Genomic DNA, 23,667 nt, shown 5'->3' on the forward strand with positions numbered 1-23,667 from the left:
CGGCCCCGTTGGCTCAACGGATCCACTATGGAGTTGAACAAATGACATCTGCATCATCCTCTACGGCCTACGGCCAACTTCGCGCCCTATTCACCCGCCTTTCACGTTTTGATCACCTATCGGCCATCAGCGGTTGGGATATGCAAACCATGATGCCACCGGGTGGCAATAAGGCGCGTTCCGAAGCCTTGGCGGAGTTGAGCGTGTTGAAGCATCAAATCCTGACGGCACAGAAAACGGGTGAACTGCTCGACCGCGCGCAACAAGAAGCGCTAGATGAATTTGACCGTGCCAACCTGCTCGAAATGCGCCGCCAGTACGATAATGCCGTGCTGGTGCCAGAAGCGCTGGTCGAAGCCAAATCCCTTGCAGGTGCGCGCTGCGAACATGCCTGGCGAGTACAACGCCCGGCCAACGACTGGGAAGGCTTTAGCGATAATCTGCGCCGGGTGGTTACACTGAGCCGTGAGGAAGCGCAGATCCGCGCACAGGCGGCAGGCGTCAGCCGTTATGATGCGTTGCTCAATCTGTATGAACCAGGAATGCGCAGCAGCGATCTCGACCGTATCTTTGGCGATTTGAAAACCTGGCTGCCCGATTTATTGCAAAAGGTGGTCGCCAAACAGCAGCAAGAACCTTGCCTGATCCCGCAAGGTCCGTTCGATGTCGACACCCAGCGTAAGCTGAGCCTGAGCGTGATGAAGCTGCTCGGCTTTGACTTTGATGGTGGCCGGGTTGACGTTAGTGCTCATCCGTTCTGCGGCGGCGTGCCGGAAGACGTGCGTATCACTACACGCTACAACGAGAAAGAGTTCCTTACCGCGCTGCTTGGCATCGTGCATGAAACCGGCCACGCCCGCTACGAACAGAACCTGCCACGTGAGTGGCTGGGCCAGCCCGTGGCACAAGCTCGGTCGACGGCGATCCACGAATCACAAAGCCTGTTCTTTGAAATGCAGCTGGCTCGCGGTAGTGACTTCCTGAAAGTCCTGCGGCCGCTAATCGTCAATCAGTTTGGAGAACAACCGGCCCTGGAAGAGAGCAACTTTATTCGCCTTAATCAGCGGGTGAAACCTGGCCTGATCCGCGTCGATGCCGACGAGGTCAGCTACCCTGCCCATGTGATATTGCGCTATGAAATCGAGCGTGCGTTGATTGAGGGCGAGATCGAGGTAGAAGATATTCCGGCACTGTGGAATGAGAAGATGCACAGCTACCTCGGCCTGGATACCGTGGGCGATTATCGCAACGGCTGTATGCAGGACATCCACTGGACGGACGGTGCCTTTGGTTACTTCCCAACTTACACCTTGGGTGCCATGTATGCGGCCCAACTGTTCGACAGTGCTCGCAGCGCAATGCCCAAGCTGAGCGAAGATATTGCTGCCGGTAATTTAACCGCGCTATTCCATTGGTTACAGCAAAATATCTGGCGTCACGCCAGCCGTTACCCTACCGATACGTTGATCACTAACGCCACGGGTAAGACGTTAGACCCAAGCTATTTCCGCCGGCATCTGGAAAGCCGTTACCTGTAATCTCCGAACCCTCCGTACGTTAAGGCGTTGCTGGTATAGCTTAACGTACGGTTTTGCAAAACAGAGTCCACATGGCCTTAACCATCAATGTGTTACTTGAAAACCGTCGAGCTGCCGGGGCGGATAAAGCGTTAATCGCCAAAGCCGGGTTGAGCCTGTTAGTTCAGGATGAATCAGACAGCGTGCTTTTTGATACCGGGCCGGACGGCAGTTTTTTACAGAATGCTGCCCAAATGGGGATAAACCTCGACAACCTGACCGCTACCGTGCTCTCTCATGGCCATTACGATCACAGCGGTGGCGTACCCTGGTTGCCCGATAACAGCAGAATAATTTGCCACCCCGGCGTGCAAGAGGTGCGCTATGCCGCCGTTAATCTTCTGGGCCGCGTAAAGAAAATCAAACGTTTATCGCCGAAAGTGGATTATTCGCGCCACGCCATGGAGCTGACCCGAACCCCGGTGCAAATCAGTGAGCGGTTCTTCTGGTCCGGTGAAATCGAGGTGCCTGCCCCCAAAGCCTACGGCATTATTGAAAATGCCCAACAGTCCCCTGATTACGTCGCTGATGAAGGAGTGCTGATTTATAAATCAGACCGCGGTCTGATTATCATCACTGGCTGCGGCCACCGGGGAATAATCAATATTGTGCGGCACTGCCAGAAGATCACCGGTATCGATAAGATCCACGCGCTGATTGGCGGCTTTCACCTGAGATATGCCTCTCCGCTACGCTTATTGCAGGTACAGCGTTTTCTCAAGCAAATCAAACCCGAGAAAGTAATGGGCTGCCATTGCACCGGTTCTTGGGGGCAATTGTGGTTGCCTAATACGATTAGCCCGGCGACGGGGGATAGGATTACGTTAGCGTAAATCTTCCGGGGCATTGCGCCCCGGCATGCCTGCCGTAATAGTATCCTGCCCTATTTCTACCTACTAAGCCTGCGGATGTTGCATAGTGTACGTTCTCTCCTACAGCACTGGTGCCACAGGAGAGAAGTTTGCACAACTGTCAATGTATGTTGTAACTAATTTAGTTTATTTTGATACACGCACTGCGTGGCGGTGTTCAGCATCATCCGTGACAGCAGCACAAATATGCTAGCTATCACGGCCTGCAAAGCAGCAACGCTCCCTCCCCCAGGCACTCGTACATTAGGTTACACGCCGAAACCAATCACTCACGGAAAGTAATCCTCGGTTTGCATAAGATTATTTCAACGGCCTCGCAGTGGGGTTACAAACCAACAGACATTTGAGGATCTACCGATGAAAAAAGTATTAGCTCTGGTTGTTGCCGCTGCAATGGGCTTGTCATCTATCGCGTTCGCCGCTGAAGCTGCCGCTCCTGCTGCTGCACCAGCCGCCACTACTCAGACTGCGCCGGCCAAAACCACTCACGTGAAAAAACATCACGCGAAGAAAACCACCGAGCAAAAAGCTCAAGCAGCCAAAAAGCACCACAAAGCCAGCGGCAAAAAAGCCCCGGCCCAGAAAGCTCAGGCAGCTAAAAAGCATCACAAAAAATCCAGCAAGAAAGCAGCAACCCCAGCTGCCTGATAGTCAACCGGTGTGAGGCACCCCTCACCTGTTCTGGTAAGATTTGTCCGACACCCGGTTCGCCGGGTGTTTTTTCATCGGGGGTTGTCTATGCTGCGTCGCTATCGGTTCGAAATCATCCTTGGCACCCTGATCGTTTGCGGGCTCATCGCCAGCTTTTTTTATCTGTAATCTCCGATTTTTCTCAGGAAATTATCGGAAAATCAATCGCCGACCATCTACACAGCGGCTAAATCAGTCTATAGTTAGCATTCAGTGTGACTATGGATGATCCGAATTTGTCAGGCAAACCTATGCGCATCCCTGTTTTAATGTTGTTGTGCTCATTTCCTTTGGTTTTATCCCATTCTGCGCATGCTGATAGCCCTTCCGAGGCGTCCGCGGCCGATCAAACCCGTCTGTTTTTTGGCAAAGACGACCGTATTAAAGTGACCGAAACCAGCGGTTGGCCGTGGCAGGCCATTGGTCAGGTAGAAACCGCCAGTGGTAATCTGTGTACCGCTACGCTGATCTCTCCCCATCTGGCGCTCACCGCAGGCCACTGCGTACTGGCCCCTCCCGGCAATCTTGATAAGGCCGTTGCGCTGCGCTTTGTTTCTGGCAGTAAAGGTTGGCAATACCAGACGGAAAATATCGAAACGCTGGTTGATAAGTCATTAGGCAAGAAGCTGAAGGCGGATGGCGACGGCTGGATCGTGCCACCGGCGGCGGCAGCGTATGATTTTGCGTTGATCAGGTTAAAAGATAACAAGCCGCTGGCGATTAAACCGTTGCCATTATGGCAAGGTGACGGAAAAGCGTTAACGCAAACCTTAAAGCTGGCAAAGCGCCTGGTCACCCAGGCCGGTTATCCGGAAGATCATCTGGACGATTTGTACAGCCATCAAAATTGTAAAGTCACCGGTTGGGCGCAACAGGGCGTGCTATCACACCAGTGCGATACCTTACCCGGTGACAGTGGTTCTCCATTGATATTGAAGACCGCCGAAGGTTGGCGACTTATCGCTATCCAGAGTTCTGCACCCGCCGCACAAGACCGCTACCGTGCCGATAACCGCGCGCTGTCAGTTACCGGCATTCGCGATGCTTTAGATCTGTTAGCCGCCGGTAAATAACCCCTCCGGACAGCGCAGGCCACCGTTATCCCACAGGAGGGTAATGGTGGCAGGCAAACTGTGCTGCAATACCCTATCAACGTTTGGCCCATCGGTTTGCTGGTAAAAAGTGCTGGCCTGCTCCAGTGTTGAACCACCACGCATTTTACGCTCGATCAGCCGTGCCCGCAGTTGCTGTGCTGGTGCCTGAATAAATAACGTTAAGTCGCTGTGGCGTGCCAGATCGCGCCAACCTGGTTCATCAAGCAATAACCAGTTACCTTCTACGATCGTTACCGACGCAGTCACCTCAATAGCGTTGGGCACCGGATCGTGCAACACGCGATCGTAGTTAGGCCAGAATGGACGTGGTTGATCGAGTGAAGCCAACGCCAACTCGAGCTGCTGACGATCAAAGGTTTCTGGCATTCCCTTCTTGCTGCGCACCCCTTGCGCATCAAGCCAGGAGTTAGGACGGTGAAAGCCGTCCATCGGCAGAGTTTGCAATGCCGGTAATTCATCACACTGTGCAGATAAATGCTGCCAGAAGGCCGTCAGCGTCGATTTACCACTGCCGGGAGGTGCCGCCAGAAATACCACCAGGCGCGCCCCCTTTTGCTGCTGCTTTTGGGCCAACAGGCGCAGTAAAGGTAAATGTACCTGCTCGACCTCCTCATCGGTAAAAAAGGCATCGATCGTCAGCCCATTAACAGTTAGCGCTATTTTCATTGGTCAGTTCCTTTAACAGCGAAGTCACCGCCAGCGTTAATCCGGTTTTAATCATGTTGCCGTAGCGCTCGGTATTAAAAACCTCAAAGCTGGAAAACTTCATCTTTCTTATCGCACTGAAAAGCTGTTCGTTTTCCGTAATGGCATTAAGGTTGGCAATAAAATCAAAGGTCATTTCATCATGAAAGCTCAGTGAGCTATTTTCCGCCTGCACATGCTGGCTAAATTGTGAAAGACAGATGATATCGGCATAAACGGTTTTTTTGATTTTCCCCAACGCGTACAATAAGCGCAGGGAGACATCCATATTGTCCAAAGGGCCAGATTTTGCCAGCAATGGCTTTACCGCATATTCGAGTATATCGGGATCGTTATTGACAAACACCTGTGGCAAATAGGTTTTGACAGCAGAAAATAAAATCTCATTTGCCTTCTGTAACCAATTGAGCAACTGTTCCTGCTCGTCCAGTTGTTCAATTATTTCATCTTCTGTCAGCGTTTTCATTCGTCCTGCGATACCATCAATGCAAGTGTAATGTATGAATTTTATTACACGATCCGTCGGTACCATTAATCATAAGGGTTTCTGTGCTCAAGTACCCCTCTTTTTGTTTTATTCCGCCGATAATGTCACCTTTGGTTATCCCGGTTGCCGAAAAAATCACCTCATCGCTGGCGATCAGAGCATGGAGCGGCAAAATGGTGTTAATCTCAATTCCCATGTTGCTGCAGCGTCGCCGTTCTTCCTGCGCCAGTATTCTGTGCTCTGGTGTATCACCTTTCGCCTGGCAGAAATCGATCAGCTCGGCTTGCATATCTCCGCCCAGCAAACGCACCGCACAGGCCGATATGACCCCTTCTGGCGCGCCCCCCAAGGTATACATGATGTCAGCTTCACCACCTGGTAGGCAGGTCATCAGGCTAGCGGCAACATCACCATCAGGAATGGCAAAAATCTTCACCCCCAGCGCCTGCGCCTGTTGGCGAATCAGTTCATGACGTGGTTTATCCAGCGTGATCATGCGCAGTTGATGCAATGGCTTACCCAACGCCTGCGCTACTTGCCGCAGATTTTGCTCCAGAGGCAACCGTAAATCGATAGCCCCTTTAGCGCCTGGCCCCACCACCATCTTGCGCATATACATGTCTGGGGCATGCAACAAGGCATTGTGTGGGGCAAAGGCGATCACGGCCAGCGCATTATATTGGCCCATGGCCACCATCCGCGTGCCTTCGATAGGATCAACAGCAATGTCCACAGCCGGACCATGCCCGCTCCCCAGCCGTTCACCGATATACAGCATGGGGGCCTGATCGATTTCGCCTTCACCGATCACAATCTGCCCCTGCATGGCCATGCCGCTCAGTTGCTGACGCATGGCCGCGACGGCCACCCCATCAATTTGATTTTTATCACCACAGCCCAGTAGCGGCCAGGCAGCCAATGCAGCCTGTTGAGTGGTGCGTACAATGTCATAAGCCAGCGATTTCATCGGCAGTTATACCCCTGTTTCCACGCCAAAATGTTGCAGCAGGAAACGCTCGGCCTGTTCGTTCCACACGCCGTGGCTTTCAGCCACCAGTTCCGCCAGGCGGGCATAGAATGGGTCTGTTTTCCCGAGCTCTGGGAAGTCGGTAATTGCAGTTAACGGCATGGTAGCAAAGTTATAGATCAGCTTTTTCCCGCCGGGGATCGAAGGCAGGTTGATGATGGTTTCCGGCACGGCATCCAGCCCACCAATATGGGTGATCATCACCGAAGGATTAATGCGGCCTTCAGCGGTCAGTTGCAGCGCCTCCAACATATCCCCCGTCGATCCACCCGAAGTGCCCACAACATGTGTGGATGCGTAATGCACGTTGTAAAAGTTAAACGGCACTTTGAATTCACTGTCGGTTGGGCCCGCAAAGAAATTCAGGCAACCGTCTTCAGCCAGCAGGTCATCCCCCAACACCAGCACATCGGCCACCGCAGCATAAACGAAGACATCGTCAAAGCCGTGGCCCTGTGTCAGATCCCGTAAGGCAGCTACCGGGTCGGCAGCCTTGCTGCTGTTGAAATACACCAGTTCAACGCCTTTTTCACGCGCTACGCTTTCCGGCAATAGCAATCTGGCCCGCGCCAAACGTGCCTCGTCGATATCCACAACCACTACCCGCGCAGGGCGGATGTTGCCGTTGATGGCATAATCGATCGCACCAATGCCCATCGGCCCGGCACTGGCCAATAACGCCACGTTGCCGCCGGGTTTGATCCCCATGCGGTGCTCATAGACATATTGCGTCGTATGGTAATTGGCATGATAGGCACCTATGATGCAGCACATCGGTTCTGCCAAAGAGGCCGCCGCAAAATAGCTGCCTTCATACGGTAATACACAGCCTAGCTCCACAGCCTGCTGTGGAATAATCATATAGGTGGCATTGCCGCCGAAATACTCGTAGCTGTAACCCGCCGAATAACCACTCGGCAATCCCATCGCCGGTTGCAGCACAAAACGTTGCCCAGCCCGGTAGCGTTGCTGCAGATTTTTGCCCACCTGCTCAATGATCCCGGCACATTCATGGCCGGTGATCGCCGGGTGTTCGGCAACATTATCAGGCACCCGCTTGTGGTTAGCCCCCAATTTGGCAGCCTTCCAGGTAGACAGGCACACACTGTCGGAAATGACCTTAACCAACAGTTCATCATCACCTAGCGGCGGTAATTCAAACTCACGCAGGCGAACGTCGTTTTGGCCATAAATAGCGGCGGCTTGGGTTTTCATACGGCTTCCTTTTCTGAGTGTGTGGCAACCAGTTGTTCCAACAAACGATCGAGATTGCTGTCACCGAGATAATTGCTGATCAATACTTTGGGCTTATCGCTCACCCGGTCGGCTCTCCCTTCCAGGCTAGAGTGCGTCACGATCAGGTCGGCTTCCGGCGGAATATTTTCAATGGCGTAGTGCTTCACACTGATCGGCACCCCGGCTTTCTCCAAACGTTTACGGAAGGTAGTTGCCCCCATCGCGCTAGAGCCCATACCTGCATCACAAACAAACGCGATGTGGCGGATCGGCTGTGGCTGCCCCTTGCCCGCAGCTTTCAAGGCTTTCACCTGCCGCTGTGAGTCATCAAAACTGTCTTCGGTCGCCTGCTTTTTCTCGGTTTTCAGGATCAGTGCGGCAATCAGGAACGAAACCAGTGTCCCGGCGGCGACGCCCGCCAAAGTGCCAGCAAAGCCACCCCGCGGCGTCAGAGCCAGATAGGCAAAGATTGAACCCGGGCTGGGCCCGGCAACCAAACCGGCACCCATCAGATCAAACACGTAGATCCCCGCCATCCCGCCAGCAATCATGGCAATGATCATCAGCGGCTTCATCAGCACATACGGGAAGTAGAGTTCGTGAATCCCCCCGAGGAAATGGATAATCATCGCGCCCGGTGCCGACTTTTTGCTCATACCCTGGCCAAACAGCGAAAACGCCAGCAGGATACCAAGCCCTGGGCCAGGGTTAGAGGCCACCATAAAGAACACCGAGCGGCCGTTCACCGCCGTATCCTGCATGCCCAGCGGGTAATACACCCCCTGATCGATGGCGTTATTCAGGAATAGCACCTTCGCCGGTTCGTTGATAATCGATAGCAGCGGCAGGTATCCAGTGGCTACCAGAGATTCAATGCCAGCACGGACCAAATGGTTAGCCTGCTGTACCGCTGGGCCAATCACCTCGTAGGCAAACAGGCACAAGAACATGCCGATAATCCCCAGTGAGAAGTTATTAACCACCATCTCAAAGCCAGCGGGGATACGCTTATCCAGCTTGGTGTCGATATATTTGATGATCACCCCGCCCAGCGGCCCCATCACCATCGCGCCGATGAACATGGGAATATCGGCCCCCACAATCACGCCGATGGTGCCAATTCCCCCCATCACCGCGCCACGTTTTTCCGCGATCAGGTAGCCACCGGTGGAACCGATCATCAGCGGTAGCAAATAGGTGATCATCGGCCCGACCAGTTGCCCAAAGTGGGCGTTAGGCATCCAGCCGGTGGGAATAAACAGTGCCGTAATAAATCCCCACGCAATAAATGCGCCGATATTAGGGATTACCATAGCCGTCAGGAACCCGCCAAAAGCTTGCACTCTGGCTCGCATTGTTTTATTGGCCATTATATTGATCCTTGAATGTGTAAAATCAGAAGCGCTGAATGATTTCTTTTATTTCTGATACCTTAACTGCCTGAGTAAGCTGTTTAATTGCCTGGTCATCACAGAACATTTCACTCAATAGCTGGATAGCATTGATATGGCTGTCAGCATCTTTCGCCGCCAGGCCGATTAACACTTTTACTTGCGGATTGTCATCATTGAAATATACCCCCTGCGGCAATACCGTTAGGGTTAATGCCGTGCCCAAAGCCCCTTCTTCCGGACGTGCATGGGGTATGGCCACTTCCGGAGTAAGAATATAATATGCGCCATTATTTTGCGTGCTGTGTTTTATTGCCGCCACATAACGCGGCTCAACGATATTATTTTCAAGCAGACAGCGCATCGATAAATCAATAGCCTGCTGCCAGTCGCAGTCTTGCTGGTGAACGGTAAATGCATTTTCCGGGAAGTAATCTATCAATCCATTCATGTTTTTTCCTATCGTTATTCCAAGAGGATTGGGAATTGCTTTGCAGCTTATGGAGTAATAACGGGAAACGCAATCCGATACCATTTCGTGATTGAAATCACTTTTAATGTGAAATACATTGCAATTGAAGATCTGGCTCACAAAAAAATGATGATTATTTTAAAAATATGGCATTGTCAATAGAATAAATGTGATCGTTATTGCATTTAAATTATTTAATAATAATATATATTTCGTGATATAAATCACATTAATGGCATTGCAAATCGCTGCTCATTTCACACCATACCGCATTCCCATCAGCCAGGCTTCGTGCCCAGCAACAGAGCTCACGCAAGTCCATTGTTATAAGCCCTCAAGATCGATCCCATCAACTTGCCACGATCTTGGTATCTCGCAGGCGAGCCGCCTGCGATGAACTCAATCAAGACTAACGCGCTAAAATGCCGAGAGAGTTAAGTAATTGACTATCCAAGGTCTCGGATGCTGGAAGATGATAATCGATACGGTATGAACTCAAGGCGCTTCGCGTTGAAGGCCCCATAACACCGTCGATGACACCATCGTAGTAACCTTTATCAAATAAGGCGAACTGGACCCTCATGATCAATCTTCGCCTTTTTTCTTTATCCGCCGTTAATGCCCCCATTCCAGAATTTGAGCCGGTCACCGTAGCAGACCTCGTTGTAGACGCTTCATTATTGGAACTGAATGAACGCACAGATGAACTTGTACCCGAACTCGTGCTTGGTGCGGGCGTGATCACCGCTTTCGGATAGTAAGGCGTACTGTAACCGCCACCAGAAGAAGAACGGTGCGAACTACTATGGCTACGATGGCCCGCGATATAAAACGGAACACCCGTATTCAATGGAGCCAGAATCAAATCATGCTCGCTGAGAGACATATTTGAAATATTCCCGATCTCAGTCGCTGAATCATTTGCCCATACAGAATTATTTAATGCCAAAAAACCTGGAAGCAATGCTGCAAAGTTGATTTTTTTCATTATATAGGTCTCGGTAATTGATGGAAACGCCCTTTTGACGAGCTAAAATAACCAGCACAAAGTGACTTTTTGCTGCATGACTCGCACTCTTGTGGATAAAAATTTTTCCAATCAGAAATTGACTGGACAGCGTAACACCATAACTCACTGGGTAAATGACATAAAGGATAGTTAAAAACCACTACATTGAGCCCTGATCGAGATGCCGTCTCAACAGACTCCTTCAGATAGCTTGAATAAACCTCAGGTGACGTAAACAATCCATTCCAATTACTTCTTGCCCATCCCACTGGCTCCAGCCCCATAATTGAGAACTGATTGACATTTGAAAATACACGTCCAACATATTCAACGAGATGAGGTAAATCACGATAATTCGCTTTGGTGGGTATAAATCGCAATTCGATATTTACACCCAAATTCCCAGCATTAATTAATCCGCGAACGGTTTCATCAAAGGCTCCGCTGCTACCAACCAGATGATCATGAACGCTTTGGCGAGATGAATATAAAGGGATACCAAAAGTGATATTTAAACTTTCACATCTTTGCTTAATCTGTTTGGCGAAGTGGCTATCGGAAAGCCTCCGACCGTTAGTTAACACATGCAATGACGTTTCAGGGACGTTCTCGATAAGAAAATCGAGGAAAGCCAAGAATTGATCACCATATAATAAAGGCTCCCCTCCACTGACCCCGATTACACCATCATGATTGAAAGCGGCAATAGCCAATGCAGATTGAGTCAGTAACCAGTCATCGTTTACCCGCTTAGGGGGCTGTGAACAAAATAAACACTGGTTATTGCAGCGCTCAGTAACCAAAACCGTATTGTGATTGGCTTTTCGCGATAAAATGACACGCAGCATATTGCCGTTGTTAACGATCGCAATATCACCGTTTTCAATTGATTGAAAAAGGTTTTTGCTGGTAATACAAGCTGAGTAAAAAGGCTCATGTTGGCCTGTCAGGCTCTCGGCAGTTACCAACAAGTTAGGTAGGTAAAATTGAGGGTTTTCTGGCTTGGCCTTGCATAATCGGTAGAAGCCTGGCGTCACCATCCCTTCACTTTGATAGCTAAAAATATCGTTCCTGATAACTTCAGGCATACACCCATCCCTTCAATACGTGTGCGATATCCCCATTTTCCGCTAGGGCGTTCATCAAAAAACGGAACATGCCTTTATGATAATGACAAAACGTGGACCTGCTTCGATCGCCATTGGGTTCCCCCTGTACACTGATGTTCTGGCATGGGTCCGCACCACAAAAAGGTTGGTAGGCGCAGGTGTCACAACCGGGTTGTGCAAAGTTGAATGACGATGCTAATACCGCGCGGTAGTAATCACTTTTCGAAAATGACATGTCCGCGACTCGCCCTGCGCTGAAATCAACAGCCTGATTAACTTTCTGCAGCATGCGACTCTCATCGCTTCCATAGACACGTCCATCATAGTTAAACAGTATGCAATTCAGAACCACACCACAGGGTGACTTCAGATCGGCATAACCGCTGAATCCTGGATTAAAAATCCGTTTTAGATGTATTGCAGCTGAATGTTCAACAAGCGGAATGCCCTTTTTGTTATGCTCGACAATCTGATCGATGAGTGTCTTGTAGAACGTATAATATTCACTCATTGAAAACGAAAAGTTGTCATGATGTGCAAATCCATATGGACTCACTGGTCTTACAAAAATATCGGTCAAATCTAGTGACAAGTGAGCATCGATGATTGACGAAGGATTTTTGATCAACTCCTTTGTCACGGTAGTGACTGTAGATACTCGCTCCTTTCCTAACTCGGTTTTAATTCTGAGAATTCCATCTGACGCTTTTGTATATGAAACATTTCCGGCAAGAATGCGGCTTTTGTTATGAACACCTTCCTCACCATCGAGAGAAACCGAAAACGAGATATTGCGCTGCTTAGCCCATGAGATAATCGATGCATCCAGTAGAGACAAGCTCGTGGCAATGACTATTTCAAAAGCTTCGTCTCCCAAGGTCTGTTCACACTGCTCATAGATTAACTGTATGAGATCAAAACGAAGAAACGGCTCCCCACCCTGTATTTCAATTTTGTAAGGGGGTGAAGCCAGCCTTTTTATTTGTTTGACGATCAGCGGAATCAAGTTTGCGTCAAGATCATACCCTTTAGCCCCTACCGCAGTACGACTGACCTGACAATACTTGCAGGTGTGATCGCATCTTAATGTTGGAACAATCATAAAGATCGGGTTTACGGCCAGGTCGCTCATCAGCCGTTTAGCAAAGCCAGAACTCAGGGCGGAGGCCGTAAGGGAATGATTATCCTCTTCAGTGAGGAATAATTGGCTTTCTAAAACCTCATTAGCAAATTTATCGTCGGTAATAGAACTTTTTATCAACGCTGGAAAGTCTTTTTCAGCGATGATATGGTGAAAACCAGCCAGGTTACTGATGAAAACATCGCCATTACTTAACCTGTCAAAGTTAAACGGCATAAGCTTCATTCAGCAAGCCTCGCGTCAATGTTGATCAATACCCTATCGATGATAGAAGCTCTGACGTGGCCAGTTTGTTTATACAGTATTTCACGAAGTTGATAGTCGTTCAGCAGTCGTGCGAATTCAAATTGGCACTCATCAGTAAAGGTATCGAACGTGATAACCCAATCAAATTCTCCTTCATCGATTTTCCATCGTGAGTGGGTTGTTACCCAATACAAGGCATTTCTGATAACCCATTCAGAATGCTGCATTTTCCTTATTCTCTTTTCCAATTTCACAACTCCATTGCCTTGAGAAAACCTTCAATTCATATTTTTGTGTTTTTTTGTTATCTACCTGGCCTGATATTACGTTCAATTGATTATAATAATCGTGAGTTATCTCATAAAAGTTCCTAAATCCATGCAATAAACTGTGATTTTGAAATAATTACTTTTGAAAATTATTATTTCTGCATGTTTTTCATTAGTGTTTAAATTTTCGTTTCTAAAACTGCGTGTCCAACCAACCTTAAATGCAGAGACGTATTTAAATACCTCGTTCCCCTCCCGCCATAAACCGCTTGGGCGTGGTGCCGGTATACTGACGGAAAAAGGCGATAAACGCGCTGTCGCTAGAGAAGGCCAGCCGCTGCGCAACCGCGCTTACGGAAGGCATTTGCGCCAGTAGCTCAATGGCGTGCATCAAACGCCATTGCTGGCACCACTGCTGATAGCTCAACCCGGTTTCCCGCAGGAAAATTCGCGTTAATGTTTTAGGATGGAGATTGATCGCCTTGGCCAATACCACCAGCCCGGGTAGCTGGTCAACGCCGTTTAAGCCGTCAATCCAAGCCGCTATACGAGGATCGCTCGGCAGCATCAAGCTGGTATTTTCCTGCTCCGCCACGCTCAATTCGTTGCGCAAGACTCGCAACAGATCTTCCGCCTGGGGGTGCCGCTGCGCGTAGTCAAACGGCCAATGTGCGATGCGTTCTATCACCGCTGCCAGTAACGGGTTGGCGGCCAACACCGCACTGTGCGGCATTGCCAACATCGTTATATCCGCAAAATAGAGCGAGCGGTAAGCCACCTGCCCGCGCAGTTGCACGCGATGCTTCACGCCGCTCGGTATCCAGATAATGCGCGTAGGCGGCAGGATCAGCCAGCGTTCGGCTAACGTCACCGTCATACAACCACGTGGAGCATAGAGGATCTGGGCTCGTTGATGCTGATGTTCGCCAGAATCATGATCCGCCAGTTCGGCACTAATCCCCACCACCGGAGCGGAGTAACTATCCGGATCAAAAAGCTGATTTTGTAAAATCAACGCCATGCCACAGTCCCATTTTCATTGTTTTTTGTCCTGATGATTGTAATCGAACAATCGCTATCTCCCTATACTGGCGACACTTATTTGGGAGAACGTTATGTCCGTCAAAAATCTGCCTCTGCCGCTGATCATCATGATGATCATGGCACCACAAATCCTGGAAACGCTCTATAGCCCGGCGTTAACCGCTATCCGCTTTGATTATCAGATCGATGCCACGCAGGCCAGCCACACGCTATCGGTCTATTTTTTCGCCTTCGCTTTTGGCGTGGCGTTTTGGGGAACGATCAGCGACAAATATGGCCGTAGAACCGCCATGCTCGCCGGATTGGTGTTGTATACGGCCGGGGCCTTGCTGGCTTTGCTGAGCGCTTCTTTCCCGTTGCTCATCGTCTCGCGCGCCGTTATTGCCTTTGGTGCCGCCGTTGGTTCTGTGGTGACGCAGACCATGCTGCGCGATGTCTATCAGGGGCAAGCGTTAGGAAAGATGTTTGCGATAATTGGCATGGCATTGTCGATAAGCCCGGTGTTGGGTATGTTTAGCGGCGGAATACTGGTGTTTTGGGGCGGCCGTATGGCCATTTTCTCTGCGCAAGCAGGATTGGCGCTGTTGCTGCTGATCTGGTGTTGGCGAGCGCTGCCAGAAACCCGCCAACACACCAGCGGTATCGCTTTACTCCCCTGTTTGCAGGAGATGCTGCGCGATAAGCAAATCTGGTGCTCGGCGTTGCTGGTTGCGAGCTTTAACATCATGGCGTTCAGCTACTTCAGTCTGGCCCCGTTTATTTTTGAGAACTTGGGGCTGACCAGCGAGCAGTTTGGCTATTCGGGGATTGTTTTAGCCTTTGGCAGCCTGTGCGGCGCAGCGGCAAACCGTTACCTTCTGCAAAAAGGATTATGCGCTTACCGGCAGATCCAAATGGCCAGTCTGCTAGCCCTGTTGGCCGCTGTTGCTGCATGGTATTGGCAGGCAAGTCTAATGATCTTGCTGCCCTGTATGGCGGTGACCGTGGCCTTTGGCTTGGCCATTCCCAATATTCTCAGCCAGGCGCTGAAGCATTACCGCAACCGGCTGGGTGCTGCCGGAGCGGTATTGGGGTTACTCTATTATCTGCTGATCGCTGGCGGCCTGGCACTGGCCGCCATGGGCCAGCACCTGCCGTTAACGCTGTTGGGATGCAGCCTGTTAAGCCTCGCCTGTTCTGCAAGGCTTAAAGGTTACGCAGAAAGCTGATCGATGGTCTGCAAGATACGCTTCTCAGAAATCGGGTAAGGCGTGCCCAGTTGCTGAGCGAACAGGCTGACGCGCAGCTCCTCGATCATCCAGCGTACTGCCTTCACCTCTTCATCCTGCTGGCGTTTTGGCGGCAGCTTGTTCAGCCACTGCTGCCACGCTTGTTGAACCTGCTCCACCCGGATCATCTGAGCGCGATCGCGGTGCGGATCGATCGCCAGCTTCTCCAGACGGCGCTCAATCGCTTGCAGATAACGCAAGGTGTCCGGCAGGCGGCTCCAACCATTATTGGTGACAAAGCCACGGTAAACCAGGCCGTTAAGCTGGGCCTTGATATCGGACAGTGCCAGCGCCAACGAGATATCAACACGCCCTTTCAGGCGTTTGTTGATGTTGAAGACCGTCGTCAGGATCTGTTCCACCTGCTTGGCCACGCCCACCACGGTTTCGTTCAGCTCGGCCCGTACCAACTCTTGCAGCCGGGCAAAGTTCTCTTCCGCCCACACCGGCCCGCCATGCTCAGCAATCAGCTTGTCGATGCCGCAGGAGATACAGTCGTCGATCAGATCCAGTACCTTGCCATACGGGTTGAAATACAGCCCAAGCTTGGCCTTGTTCGGCAACTTCTCATGCAGATATTTGATCGGCGACGGAATGTTTAACAGCAACAAACGGCGCGTACCTTGCCACATGGCCTGTTGCTGCTCCTGCTCGCTGTCAAACAGGCGGATGGCTACGCTATCTTTTTCGTCCACCAATGCAGGGTAAGCCTTGACCGAGTAACCGCCACGCTTCTGCTCATAAAATTCGGGCAGTTTGCCAAAGCTCCAGATATGCAGATTGCTCTGTTCCAGGCCATCATCAGCCACGGCCGACAGCGTCTCTTGCACCTTGTCTTTGAGCTGGACCCTCAGCGCGGCCAGATCTTTACCTTCACGCAGGGTTTTGTGTTTCTCGCCCACCACGCGGAAGGTCATTTTCAGATGATCGGGCACCTGATCCCACTGCCAATCTTCACGTGACACTGTCACACCCGTCATGCGGCGTAGCTCACGCTCCAGCGAATCCAGCAGTGGCATTTCCAACGGCGTAGCCCGGGCAAGGAAAGCTTCAGCGTAGTTCGGTGCTGGCACAAAATTGCGGCGCATCGGCTTAGGTAACGATTTGATCAGCGCGATCACCAGTTCACGGCGGATACCGGGGATCTGCCACTCAAAACCGGCCTCTTCCACCTGGTTGAGGATCGGCAATGGGATGTGCACAGTCACGCCATCGGCGTCGGTACCCGGCTCAAACTGGTAGGTCAGGCGCAGCTTGAGGTTGCCCTGATACCAGTAGTTGGGATAATCCAGTGCGCTGACCTTGTTGGCCCCGTCCTTGATCAACATCTCTTTTTCGAAGTTGAGCAGCTCAGGATTCTGCTTACCGGCGGTTTTCCACCATTGGTCAAAATGACGCCCGGACACCACGTCGCTGGGAATACGCTGATCGTAGAAACTGAACAGGGTCTCGTCATCCACCAGAATGTCGCGGCGGCGCGATTTGTGTTCCAGCTCTTCCACTTCGGCACGCAGCTTCAGGTTGGCAGCGAAGAACGGGTGCCGCGTTTGCCAGTCACCTTCTACCAGCGCATGGCGGATAAACAGTTCACGGCACAGCAGCGGATCGATAGTGCTGTAATTCACCGGGCGAGCTGCGACGATCGGCAACCCAAACAGCGTGACCTTTTCGCTGGCCATCACTGCCCCCTGGGATTTGGACCAGTGCGGTTCGCTGTAATGATGTTTGACCAGGTGCTGAGCCATCGGCTCGATCCATTCTGGTTCGATCCGTGCGGCTATACGGCCCCACAGGCGGCTGGTTTCCACCAGTTCTGCCACCATCGTCCATTTCGGCGGCTTCTTGAACAACCCGGAGCCCGGGAAGATGGAGAAACGGGCGTTGCGCGCACCGGTAAACTCTTGCTTATCCGCATCCTTCTGGCCAATGTGCGAAAGCAGGCCGCTCAGTAGCGCGGTGTGTACGCTGCGGTAGTCCGAAGGCACGCTGTTGACCGGCAGGCCCAACTCTTTCACCACCTGGCGCAGTTGGGTGTAGATATCCTGCCATTCACGCACCCGTAGATAGTTGAGGAAATCGTTGCGGCACAGGCGGCGGAACTGGCTGGAAGAGTTTTCCTTCTGCTGCTCTTTCAGGTAATCCCACAGGTTGACGAACGCCATAAAATCGGAGTCTTTGTCGGCGAAGCGGCGGTGTTTTTCATCGGAGGCCTGTTGCTTATCCATTGGCCGCTCACGCGGATCCTGGATCGACAACGCCGAGGTGATGATCATCATCTCGCGTACGCTACCACTCTTCTGGGCCTCCAGCACCATCCGTGCCAAACGTGGGTCGATTGGCAACTGCGCTAACTGACGGCCCTGCGGTGTCAGCTGATAGTGACCGTTTTCCGCGGTTTTGATCGCCCCCAACTCTTCCAACAGGCGCACGCCGTCTTGAATATTGCGATTATCCGGCGCTTCGACAAACGGGAACGCGGCAATATCGCCCAACCCCAGCGAGGTCATCTGCAAAATGACCGAGGCCAGATTGGTTCGCAGAATTTCCGGATCGGTAAACGCCGGGCGCGACAGGAAATCCTGCTCCGAGAACAGACGGATGCAGATACCGTCCGAAACACGCCCACAGCGGCCCTTACGCTGGTTGGCCGAAGCCTGCGAAATCGGCTCGATCGGCAAACGCTGCACTTTGGTACGGAAGCTGTAGCGGCTGATGCGCGCCGTACCTGGGTCGATAACGTATTTAATGCCCGGCACGGTCAGCGAGGTTTCCGCGACGTTGGTCGCCAACACGATGCGGCGGCCGTGGTGCGACTGGAACACCCGATTCTGTTCACTGTTGGACAGGCGGGCATACAGCGGCAGCACCTCGGTGTGAGGCAGATTGAGCTTGGTCAACGCATCAGCGGTGTCACGGATTTCACGTTCACCGCTCATAAAGATCAGAATATCGCCAGGCCCTTCACGCCCAAGTTCATCCACCGCATCGAAGATGGCCTGAAGCTGATCGCGTTCGGTATCGTCGGCGTCGTCTACCACCGGCCGATAACGCACCTCCACTGGATAAGTCCGGCCAGAAACCTCAATGATCGGCGCATTGTTGAAGTGGCGAGAAAAGCGCTGCGGATCAATGGTGGCCGAGGTGATGATCACCTTCAGGTCCGGGCGTTTTGGCAACAGTTCGCGCAGGTAACCCAGGATGAAATCGATGTTCAGACTGCGCTCGTGCGCCTCATCGATGATCAAGGTGTCGTACTGCATCAGCAGGCGATCCTGCTGGATTTCGGCCAGCAAGATCCCGTCGGTCATCAGTTTGACCAGGGTATTTTCACCCACCTGATCGTTGAAGCGCACCTTATAGCCTACGCTGCCACCCAGCGGGGTTTCCAGCTCATCGGCAATGCGGTTGGCAACGGTGCGTGCAGCCAGGCGGCGCGGTTGCGTGTGGCCAATCAGGCCTTTGACGCCGCGCCCTAACTCCAGGCAGATTTTCGGTAGCTGAGTGGTCTTGCCTGAGCCGGTTTCACCCGCCACGATCACCACTTGATGATCGCGGATGGCGGCCAGAATGTCCTGCTTCTTCTGGCTGACGGGCAGGCTTTCCGGGTAAGTGATTTTCGGGCACGAGGCCGCACGGGAGCGCACCTTCTGCAAGGCTTGCTCAATATCACCCGCTATTTCTGCGGCAACCGCCTGTTGAGCTTCGGGGCTTTTGACTTTGCGCGCACCTTGCAACCGGCGTTGCAGGCGCTGCTGATCACGGAGCATCAAATCACCCAGTTGGGATGACAATGCCGCGAGCGTAGATTTCACGTTCGGTGTTCCTTGTTTCTTCGCGGCTACTAGTTAACGTCAGGGACTAGGGTTTGATGTTATAGCTGACGTGTAGGTGCCAATAACTGCGTTTTTTAAATTAGGTTTATCGATTTTTGACTTAGCTGCATAGGATACCACAATGGTATTTCTCCCCATAATCCATCCGCTTAGCCTGGATTTTCTTGTTCAATAAAATCGAACGTAGATCTCGAAATATTCCGCTATCCCTGTTGGAACAATATGAATAGAGTGTACCTCATGCAACGGGCAACCAGCCCTGATGTCACAGTCAACACGAAAGGAATTAGCGATGAGCAAAGTATTGGTTCTAAAATCCAGCATCCTGGCAACTTATTCTCAGTCTAACCAATTGGCTGATTTCTTCGTTGAGCAGTGGGCCAATGCTCACAGCAACGATACCATCACCGTGCGTGACCTGGCTGCACAGCCAATCCCGGTGCTGGATGGCGAGCTGGTTGGCGCGATGCGTCCTTCAGATGCCCCACTGACTCCACGCCAGAAAGAAGCGCTGGCCCTGTCAGACGAACTGATTGCCGAGCTGCAAGCCAACGATACTATCGTTATCGCCGCTCCGATGTACAACTTCAACATCCCAACTCAGTTGAAGAATTATTTTGACCTGATTGCCCGTGCCGGCGTCACCTTCCGTTACACCGAGAACGGCCCGGAAGGCCTGGTTAAGAACAAACGCGCCATCATTCTGACCAGCCGTGGCGGCATCCATAAAGGCACCCCGACCGACCTGGTAGAACCTTACCTGCGTCTGTTCCTGGGCTTTATCGGCATTACCGACATTGAGTTTGTCTTTGCCGAAGGGATTGCCTACGGCCCAGACGTTGCGACCAAAGCCCAGGCCGATGCCAAAGCGTTACTGGCCGAAGTGATCGCCGCTTAAATAGCGATGCCAGGGCGTAGAGATTGCGCCCTGGTAAGTCACACACCTGCAAAATCCGTTTTACCCTCATGACAATAAGCCGTTTAAATTCCGTTGCGCGCCCTAGGGCGCGCTTTTTTTATTTCTGCAACCACTGGCCGTTAATCCCGCGGACATACTCCCCCGCAGGCGCTCGTGTCACCAGCTTCTGCCCGGCCATTCGCGCGACTTCATCGATAGCGATATGATTGCTTGCAGCCACCTGTTGGTATTTCTCGGCGCGCCCGGCATTGATTTTTTTCACCAACGCCTGGGTCTCTGCGTCCTGCTTCACCGGAGCGATATATCCACTGAGCGTTTCGCCCACCCGCCCCTGCTGCTTGGCTTCATCCAGCGTCAACGCCTGAACCATCCCGCTGAATAACCAACCGACGGCAATCAACCACAGATAATGTTTTTTCATGCGGGCTCCTAGAACAGACCACTTTGGTCTTTCAACAGGTTCTCAACGTCCTTATCTACTTTGATATGGATCTCATGCTCAATTTTGACGTTCATATTGATGGTGATGGGATCTTTAGGTGTCGCCACCTCAATGCGCGGTACACAACCGCTCAGCAAGGATGCGCCCAACACGGCTACCAGCAATGGTATGGTCGCGTTCTTCATCGTTGTTCCTCGGGTTTAGAGAGCGCCTGCTCCAGCCACTCTTGTAAATTGTCGCCAAAGCGCAGGCTGCGCCACAGCTGAAACACGTTTTCCTGATGGCTATAGTTAAGGATAACCTCACGCTTGGCACTTTTCTGCGGATTTACGCCATCGATATGTGCCTTTAGCGTCAGCTCGCCGAGGTTATCAAGATCGACCCGCGCCTTTGAACGGTTGATTTCCATGTAGCGTAGCCAGTCGATAGCAGCACCGGTGGCTAAGTTATTGCTGCCAATGGCATCTGCCATATCTTTATCCAGCCGCAGCGTCATGACTCCCGCATTGGCGATCCAGCCGTTTTGTACCAGCCATTTTGGGTGGTTCAGGAAGAGCGGTAGCTCTCCGTTGATGCGGCCAGACATGGCGAACTGCTTCGGTTTGAGCGCGGTAAACAGTGCACTGAGGTCGATTTTCTCCAGTTTGAGCACCGCCGCATCATGCTGCGGCATACGTAATGCCGACAGGCTGATATGACCGTTCAGCATATCCACGCCGATATTGCTCAACGTCAACGGATACGCCTCGCTGTAGGGATAGGTACCTTGCAGATCGGCGGTAATATTCTGCATCTCAAACAGCGTCTTGATGGATTTGATGCGCAGCATGATCGGCCTTTTGGCACCAAGCTGCCACAGGTGGTTGTTAAACCGATAGGGCAAGACAAAGTCCAGCCCGCTCAATTCGCCATCTTGCAGCCACATGCCGCCATTGCGCACCACCCAGTGGCCACCAGCTTCAAATCCCTGCACTCGCGCCGCCGAGAATGCCGATTGTGCATAGAACTCACCTGCGCGCAGTTTGATGTTCAGATCGGGTGAAATCAGCGGTTGGAATACCGTTAATGACTGTTTTGGCCACCAGCCTTCACCACGCAGACGCTCACCATCCCAGCGGCCACGCAACTTGATTGGTCCAATCTGCTCGGCCTGCAACGCGCCTTGCCATTGAAAACTGTCTGGCCCCGTACCTTGCAACTGTAAATCCAGCACCGAAGGCGGTAAATAACTGCCTGCACCAAAACTGGTTTTGTCAGCCACCAGTTGCACGCCGCCGGTAAGGCTCGGCGCTTTGACATCCCGCTGCCACTGGATCGGTTGGCTGAGCGTCATACGTGGCGTCGCAACCGTGACCATGCCGTATTTTAACCGATCAAAACCGGTGGAAAGACGATCCAGGGTGATGCTGGTGTCCTGCCAACGCCCACTACCTGCAACATCCCAGGCGGCCTGCAGCGGTGGCAACTTGCCGTTCCCCCAAGAGCGCCATTGCCACTGACCATGGTCTGGCCAGAAATCTTGTGCCTGGCCGTCCAGATGCACCTTGAAGCGCCCCCAGTAACTTTCGCTGGCGCTGATAATTGCCTGCAAACGGCCTGTGATCCCAAGCGCGGTGACTTTTACTCCAGCCAGCGGCAGCCGAGCCTCTTCCAGCTTCATGTCCGGTGCCGGGCTACCCCAGGCGCGCAGTAAAGATCCCGGCTGTAGCACCAGCGTTGGGTTAAGGATCGAGCCGCTGATAATGCCGGGGATTGACGCCGTAAACGAGAGATTGGCCAGGTTTGCCTGCCCGGTAAGCTGGAATCCCAGATCGCTGTTGGTCAGGCTCAGGCTACCTGGCCCCAACGTCAGCACCGCGTTGCCCTTGCCGTTGTGCCCTGCGGTGATCACGTTCAAACGCGCGGTAATTTGGGTTTCGTCAAACCCCTGGCTCCAATCATGCAACGCCACATTTAAACCACCTCTGAGCGGTTGCTCCAGGTAAGGCCAACGCCATTCCCCTTTTTCGATGCTGATCTGTTTTGGCGTTAGTGCCCAAGGGAGCGTAGCCAACGGTTGGTCGCTGCCCTTTTCCGTCAGGGTCAACACCCCCTGCTGCTGTTGCCAATTTAAATCCAGCAGCAAGGGTTTTTCCAGATAGGCGGTTTGTATCTCACCTTGCAACGCCCCCTGGGTTGGCAAACTGTCCATATCCAGCGGTACGGTGACTTTGCCCGTCAGTTGTACCGGAGCCGTGCTGTTGGGTGGCGTAATGCTGAGCTTGTTTATCGTCAGTTGTTGATGTTCATCCAGTTGCGCCTCAGCGATGACGTTCTTGCCTTGATAATGCAACCGTTGGCCAGTGGCCACAGATGACAGCTGCAATTTACCGGCATAAGCTTGCCATGGGGTGAGCGTGAGAAGATTGATGTTCAGATCAAATGGCGGCAGCATCGCTTGCAGTTGGTCTAGCGCTAACGGCGCGCTGTCCCCCTCGGAGGCGGGCAATTTTGACAGGCAGGCGGTATCTACGTCCGCTCGTTCACCCTTTAAATGCCAACTGCCCATTTGGTAGGCGAGTTGCAGTTCACTGACATTGGCGATGGCGCAGCCTTGGGCGCTGAACTTCAGCCCATCAAGATGCAACGCCCCCTGCTGCCAACGCAAGGGCCCTTGCAAGACCAACTGGCTACCCTGCGGTAACCAAGGGGCTATCACACGCGGCAACCAACGAGGCAGGGTTTGCCACAGCGCGATGATCAACAGGATGATGCCCGCCACGATCGCTACGAATACTTTTAATCTCTTTGTCATTAAGCGCAGGTTTAGTTCCTG

Annotated in this window: 21 protein-coding genes; 6 read left to right on the forward strand and 15 right to left on the reverse strand. The window is 52.2% G+C overall.

Going from position 1 to position 23,667, the window contains the following annotated elements:
• The first annotated feature begins 41 nt into the window (after positions 1-41).
• From JHD74_RS09765 to JHD74_RS09780, 4 genes are all read left to right on the forward strand, one after another.
• Positions 42-1,538, forward strand: a complete 1,497-nt coding sequence (locus JHD74_RS09765; protein WP_199062587.1) for a carboxypeptidase M32 — start codon at positions 42-44, stop codon at positions 1,536-1,538.
• A 71-nt stretch (positions 1,539-1,609) separates the two neighbouring features.
• Positions 1,610-2,410, forward strand: a complete 801-nt coding sequence (locus JHD74_RS09770; protein ID WP_199062589.1) for an MBL fold metallo-hydrolase — start codon at positions 1,610-1,612, stop codon at positions 2,408-2,410.
• A 396-nt stretch (positions 2,411-2,806) separates the two neighbouring features.
• A complete protein-coding gene (gene asr / locus JHD74_RS09775) occupies positions 2,807-3,097 on the forward strand; it encodes an acid resistance repetitive basic protein Asr (RefSeq protein WP_024530164.1) in 291 nt (96 codons plus the stop codon).
• A gap of 293 nt (positions 3,098-3,390) precedes the next feature.
• Positions 3,391-4,212 carry a serine protease gene (locus tag JHD74_RS09780; protein WP_199062592.1) on the forward strand — a complete coding sequence of 274 codons (822 nt, stop codon included), beginning with the start codon at positions 3,391-3,393 and terminating at the stop codon, positions 4,210-4,212.
• On the opposite strand, the gene JHD74_RS09785 is transcribed toward JHD74_RS09780, so the two are convergent.
• The 11 genes from JHD74_RS09785 to JHD74_RS09835 form a co-directional block, all read right to left on the reverse strand.
• Positions 4,195-4,920, reverse strand: a complete 726-nt coding sequence (locus JHD74_RS09785; protein ID WP_199062594.1) for a nucleoside/nucleotide kinase family protein — start codon at positions 4,918-4,920, stop codon at positions 4,195-4,197. The two genes, JHD74_RS09780 and JHD74_RS09785, sit on opposite strands and share 18 nt — an antisense overlap.
• Complete coding sequence (locus tag JHD74_RS09790) at positions 4,898-5,491, reverse strand: MltR family transcriptional regulator (protein WP_306110033.1); 594 nt, start codon at positions 5,489-5,491, stop codon at positions 4,898-4,900. The genes JHD74_RS09785 and JHD74_RS09790 overlap by 23 nt, the downstream gene beginning before the upstream one ends.
• Complete coding sequence (gene glpX / locus JHD74_RS09795; RefSeq protein WP_161711881.1) at positions 5,442-6,413, reverse strand: class II fructose-bisphosphatase; 972 nt, start codon at positions 6,411-6,413, stop codon at positions 5,442-5,444. The genes JHD74_RS09790 and glpX overlap by 50 nt, the downstream gene beginning before the upstream one ends.
• Before the next feature lie 6 nt (positions 6,414-6,419).
• Positions 6,420-7,688 (reverse strand): zinc-binding dehydrogenase, encoded by a 1,269-nt coding sequence (locus JHD74_RS09800; protein ID WP_199062596.1) that lies wholly within the window; start codon positions 7,686-7,688, stop codon positions 6,420-6,422.
• Positions 7,685-9,079 carry a PTS mannitol transporter subunit IICB gene (locus JHD74_RS09805; protein ID WP_199062598.1) on the reverse strand — a complete coding sequence of 465 codons (1,395 nt, stop codon included), beginning with the start codon at positions 9,077-9,079 and terminating at the stop codon, positions 7,685-7,687. The genes JHD74_RS09800 and JHD74_RS09805 overlap by 4 nt, the downstream gene beginning before the upstream one ends.
• A gap of 25 nt (positions 9,080-9,104) precedes the next feature.
• The gene (locus tag JHD74_RS09810) at positions 9,105-9,551 is read right to left on the reverse strand and encodes a PTS sugar transporter subunit IIA (protein ID WP_199062600.1); all 447 of its coding nucleotides are present in this window, start codon (positions 9,549-9,551) and stop codon (positions 9,105-9,107) included.
• A gap of 430 nt (positions 9,552-9,981) precedes the next feature.
• Positions 9,982-10,560, reverse strand: coding sequence for a His-Xaa-Ser repeat protein HxsA (hxsA, locus tag JHD74_RS09815; RefSeq protein WP_199062602.1), 579 nt, complete (start codon positions 10,558-10,560; stop codon positions 9,982-9,984).
• Positions 10,560-11,669 (reverse strand): His-Xaa-Ser system radical SAM maturase HxsC, encoded by a 1,110-nt coding sequence (gene hxsC, locus JHD74_RS09820; RefSeq protein ID WP_199062604.1) that lies wholly within the window; start codon positions 11,667-11,669, stop codon positions 10,560-10,562. The genes hxsA and hxsC overlap by 1 nt, the downstream gene beginning before the upstream one ends.
• The gene (gene hxsB / locus JHD74_RS09825) at positions 11,662-13,056 is read right to left on the reverse strand and encodes a His-Xaa-Ser system radical SAM maturase HxsB (protein ID WP_199062606.1); all 1,395 of its coding nucleotides are present in this window, start codon (positions 13,054-13,056) and stop codon (positions 11,662-11,664) included. The genes hxsC and hxsB overlap by 8 nt, the downstream gene beginning before the upstream one ends.
• The gene (hxsD, locus tag JHD74_RS09830; RefSeq protein WP_199062608.1) at positions 13,053-13,304 is read right to left on the reverse strand and encodes a His-Xaa-Ser system protein HxsD; all 252 of its coding nucleotides are present in this window, start codon (positions 13,302-13,304) and stop codon (positions 13,053-13,055) included. Before hxsD ends, hxsB begins: the two co-directional genes overlap by 4 nt.
• A gap of 277 nt (positions 13,305-13,581) precedes the next feature.
• Entirely contained in the window at positions 13,582-14,367 is a 786-nt protein-coding gene (locus JHD74_RS09835) for a helix-turn-helix transcriptional regulator (protein WP_199062610.1), read from the reverse strand.
• 94 nt (positions 14,368-14,461) lie between these two features.
• Between JHD74_RS09835 and JHD74_RS09840 the strand changes: the two genes are divergently transcribed.
• Positions 14,462-15,598 (forward strand): MFS transporter, encoded by a 1,137-nt coding sequence (locus JHD74_RS09840; protein WP_199062612.1) that lies wholly within the window; start codon positions 14,462-14,464, stop codon positions 15,596-15,598.
• Here the strand turns inward: JHD74_RS09840 and hrpA are convergent.
• Complete coding sequence (hrpA, locus tag JHD74_RS09845) at positions 15,583-19,470, reverse strand: ATP-dependent RNA helicase HrpA (protein ID WP_199062614.1); 3,888 nt, start codon at positions 19,468-19,470, stop codon at positions 15,583-15,585. The genes JHD74_RS09840 and hrpA overlap by 16 nt on opposite strands.
• A 313-nt stretch (positions 19,471-19,783) precedes the next feature.
• On the opposite strand from hrpA, the gene azoR reads away from it, so the two are divergent.
• Entirely contained in the window at positions 19,784-20,389 is a 606-nt protein-coding gene (gene azoR / locus JHD74_RS09850) for an FMN-dependent NADH-azoreductase (protein ID WP_024530177.1), read from the forward strand.
• A gap of 118 nt (positions 20,390-20,507) precedes the next feature.
• Here the strand turns inward: azoR and JHD74_RS09855 are convergent, their stop codons facing one another.
• From JHD74_RS09855 to JHD74_RS09865, 3 genes are read right to left on the reverse strand one after another with little or no spacing between them, the layout of a single operon-like run.
• The gene (locus JHD74_RS09855; RefSeq protein ID WP_199062616.1) at positions 20,508-20,831 is read right to left on the reverse strand and encodes a YdbL family protein; all 324 of its coding nucleotides are present in this window, start codon (positions 20,829-20,831) and stop codon (positions 20,508-20,510) included.
• 8 nt (positions 20,832-20,839) lie between these two features.
• A complete protein-coding gene (locus JHD74_RS09860) occupies positions 20,840-21,037 on the reverse strand; it encodes a YnbE family lipoprotein (RefSeq protein WP_024531400.1) in 198 nt (65 codons plus the stop codon).
• The gene (locus JHD74_RS09865) at positions 21,034-23,646 is read right to left on the reverse strand and encodes a YdbH family protein (RefSeq protein ID WP_199062618.1); all 2,613 of its coding nucleotides are present in this window, start codon (positions 23,644-23,646) and stop codon (positions 21,034-21,036) included. The genes JHD74_RS09860 and JHD74_RS09865 overlap by 4 nt, the downstream gene beginning before the upstream one ends.
• Positions 23,647-23,667 lie beyond the last annotated feature (21 nt).

The sequence above is a fragment of the Serratia sp. ASV30 genome, assembly GCF_016428815.1.
Lineage (GTDB): Bacteria > Pseudomonadota > Gammaproteobacteria > Enterobacterales > Enterobacteriaceae > Chania > Chania fonticola_C.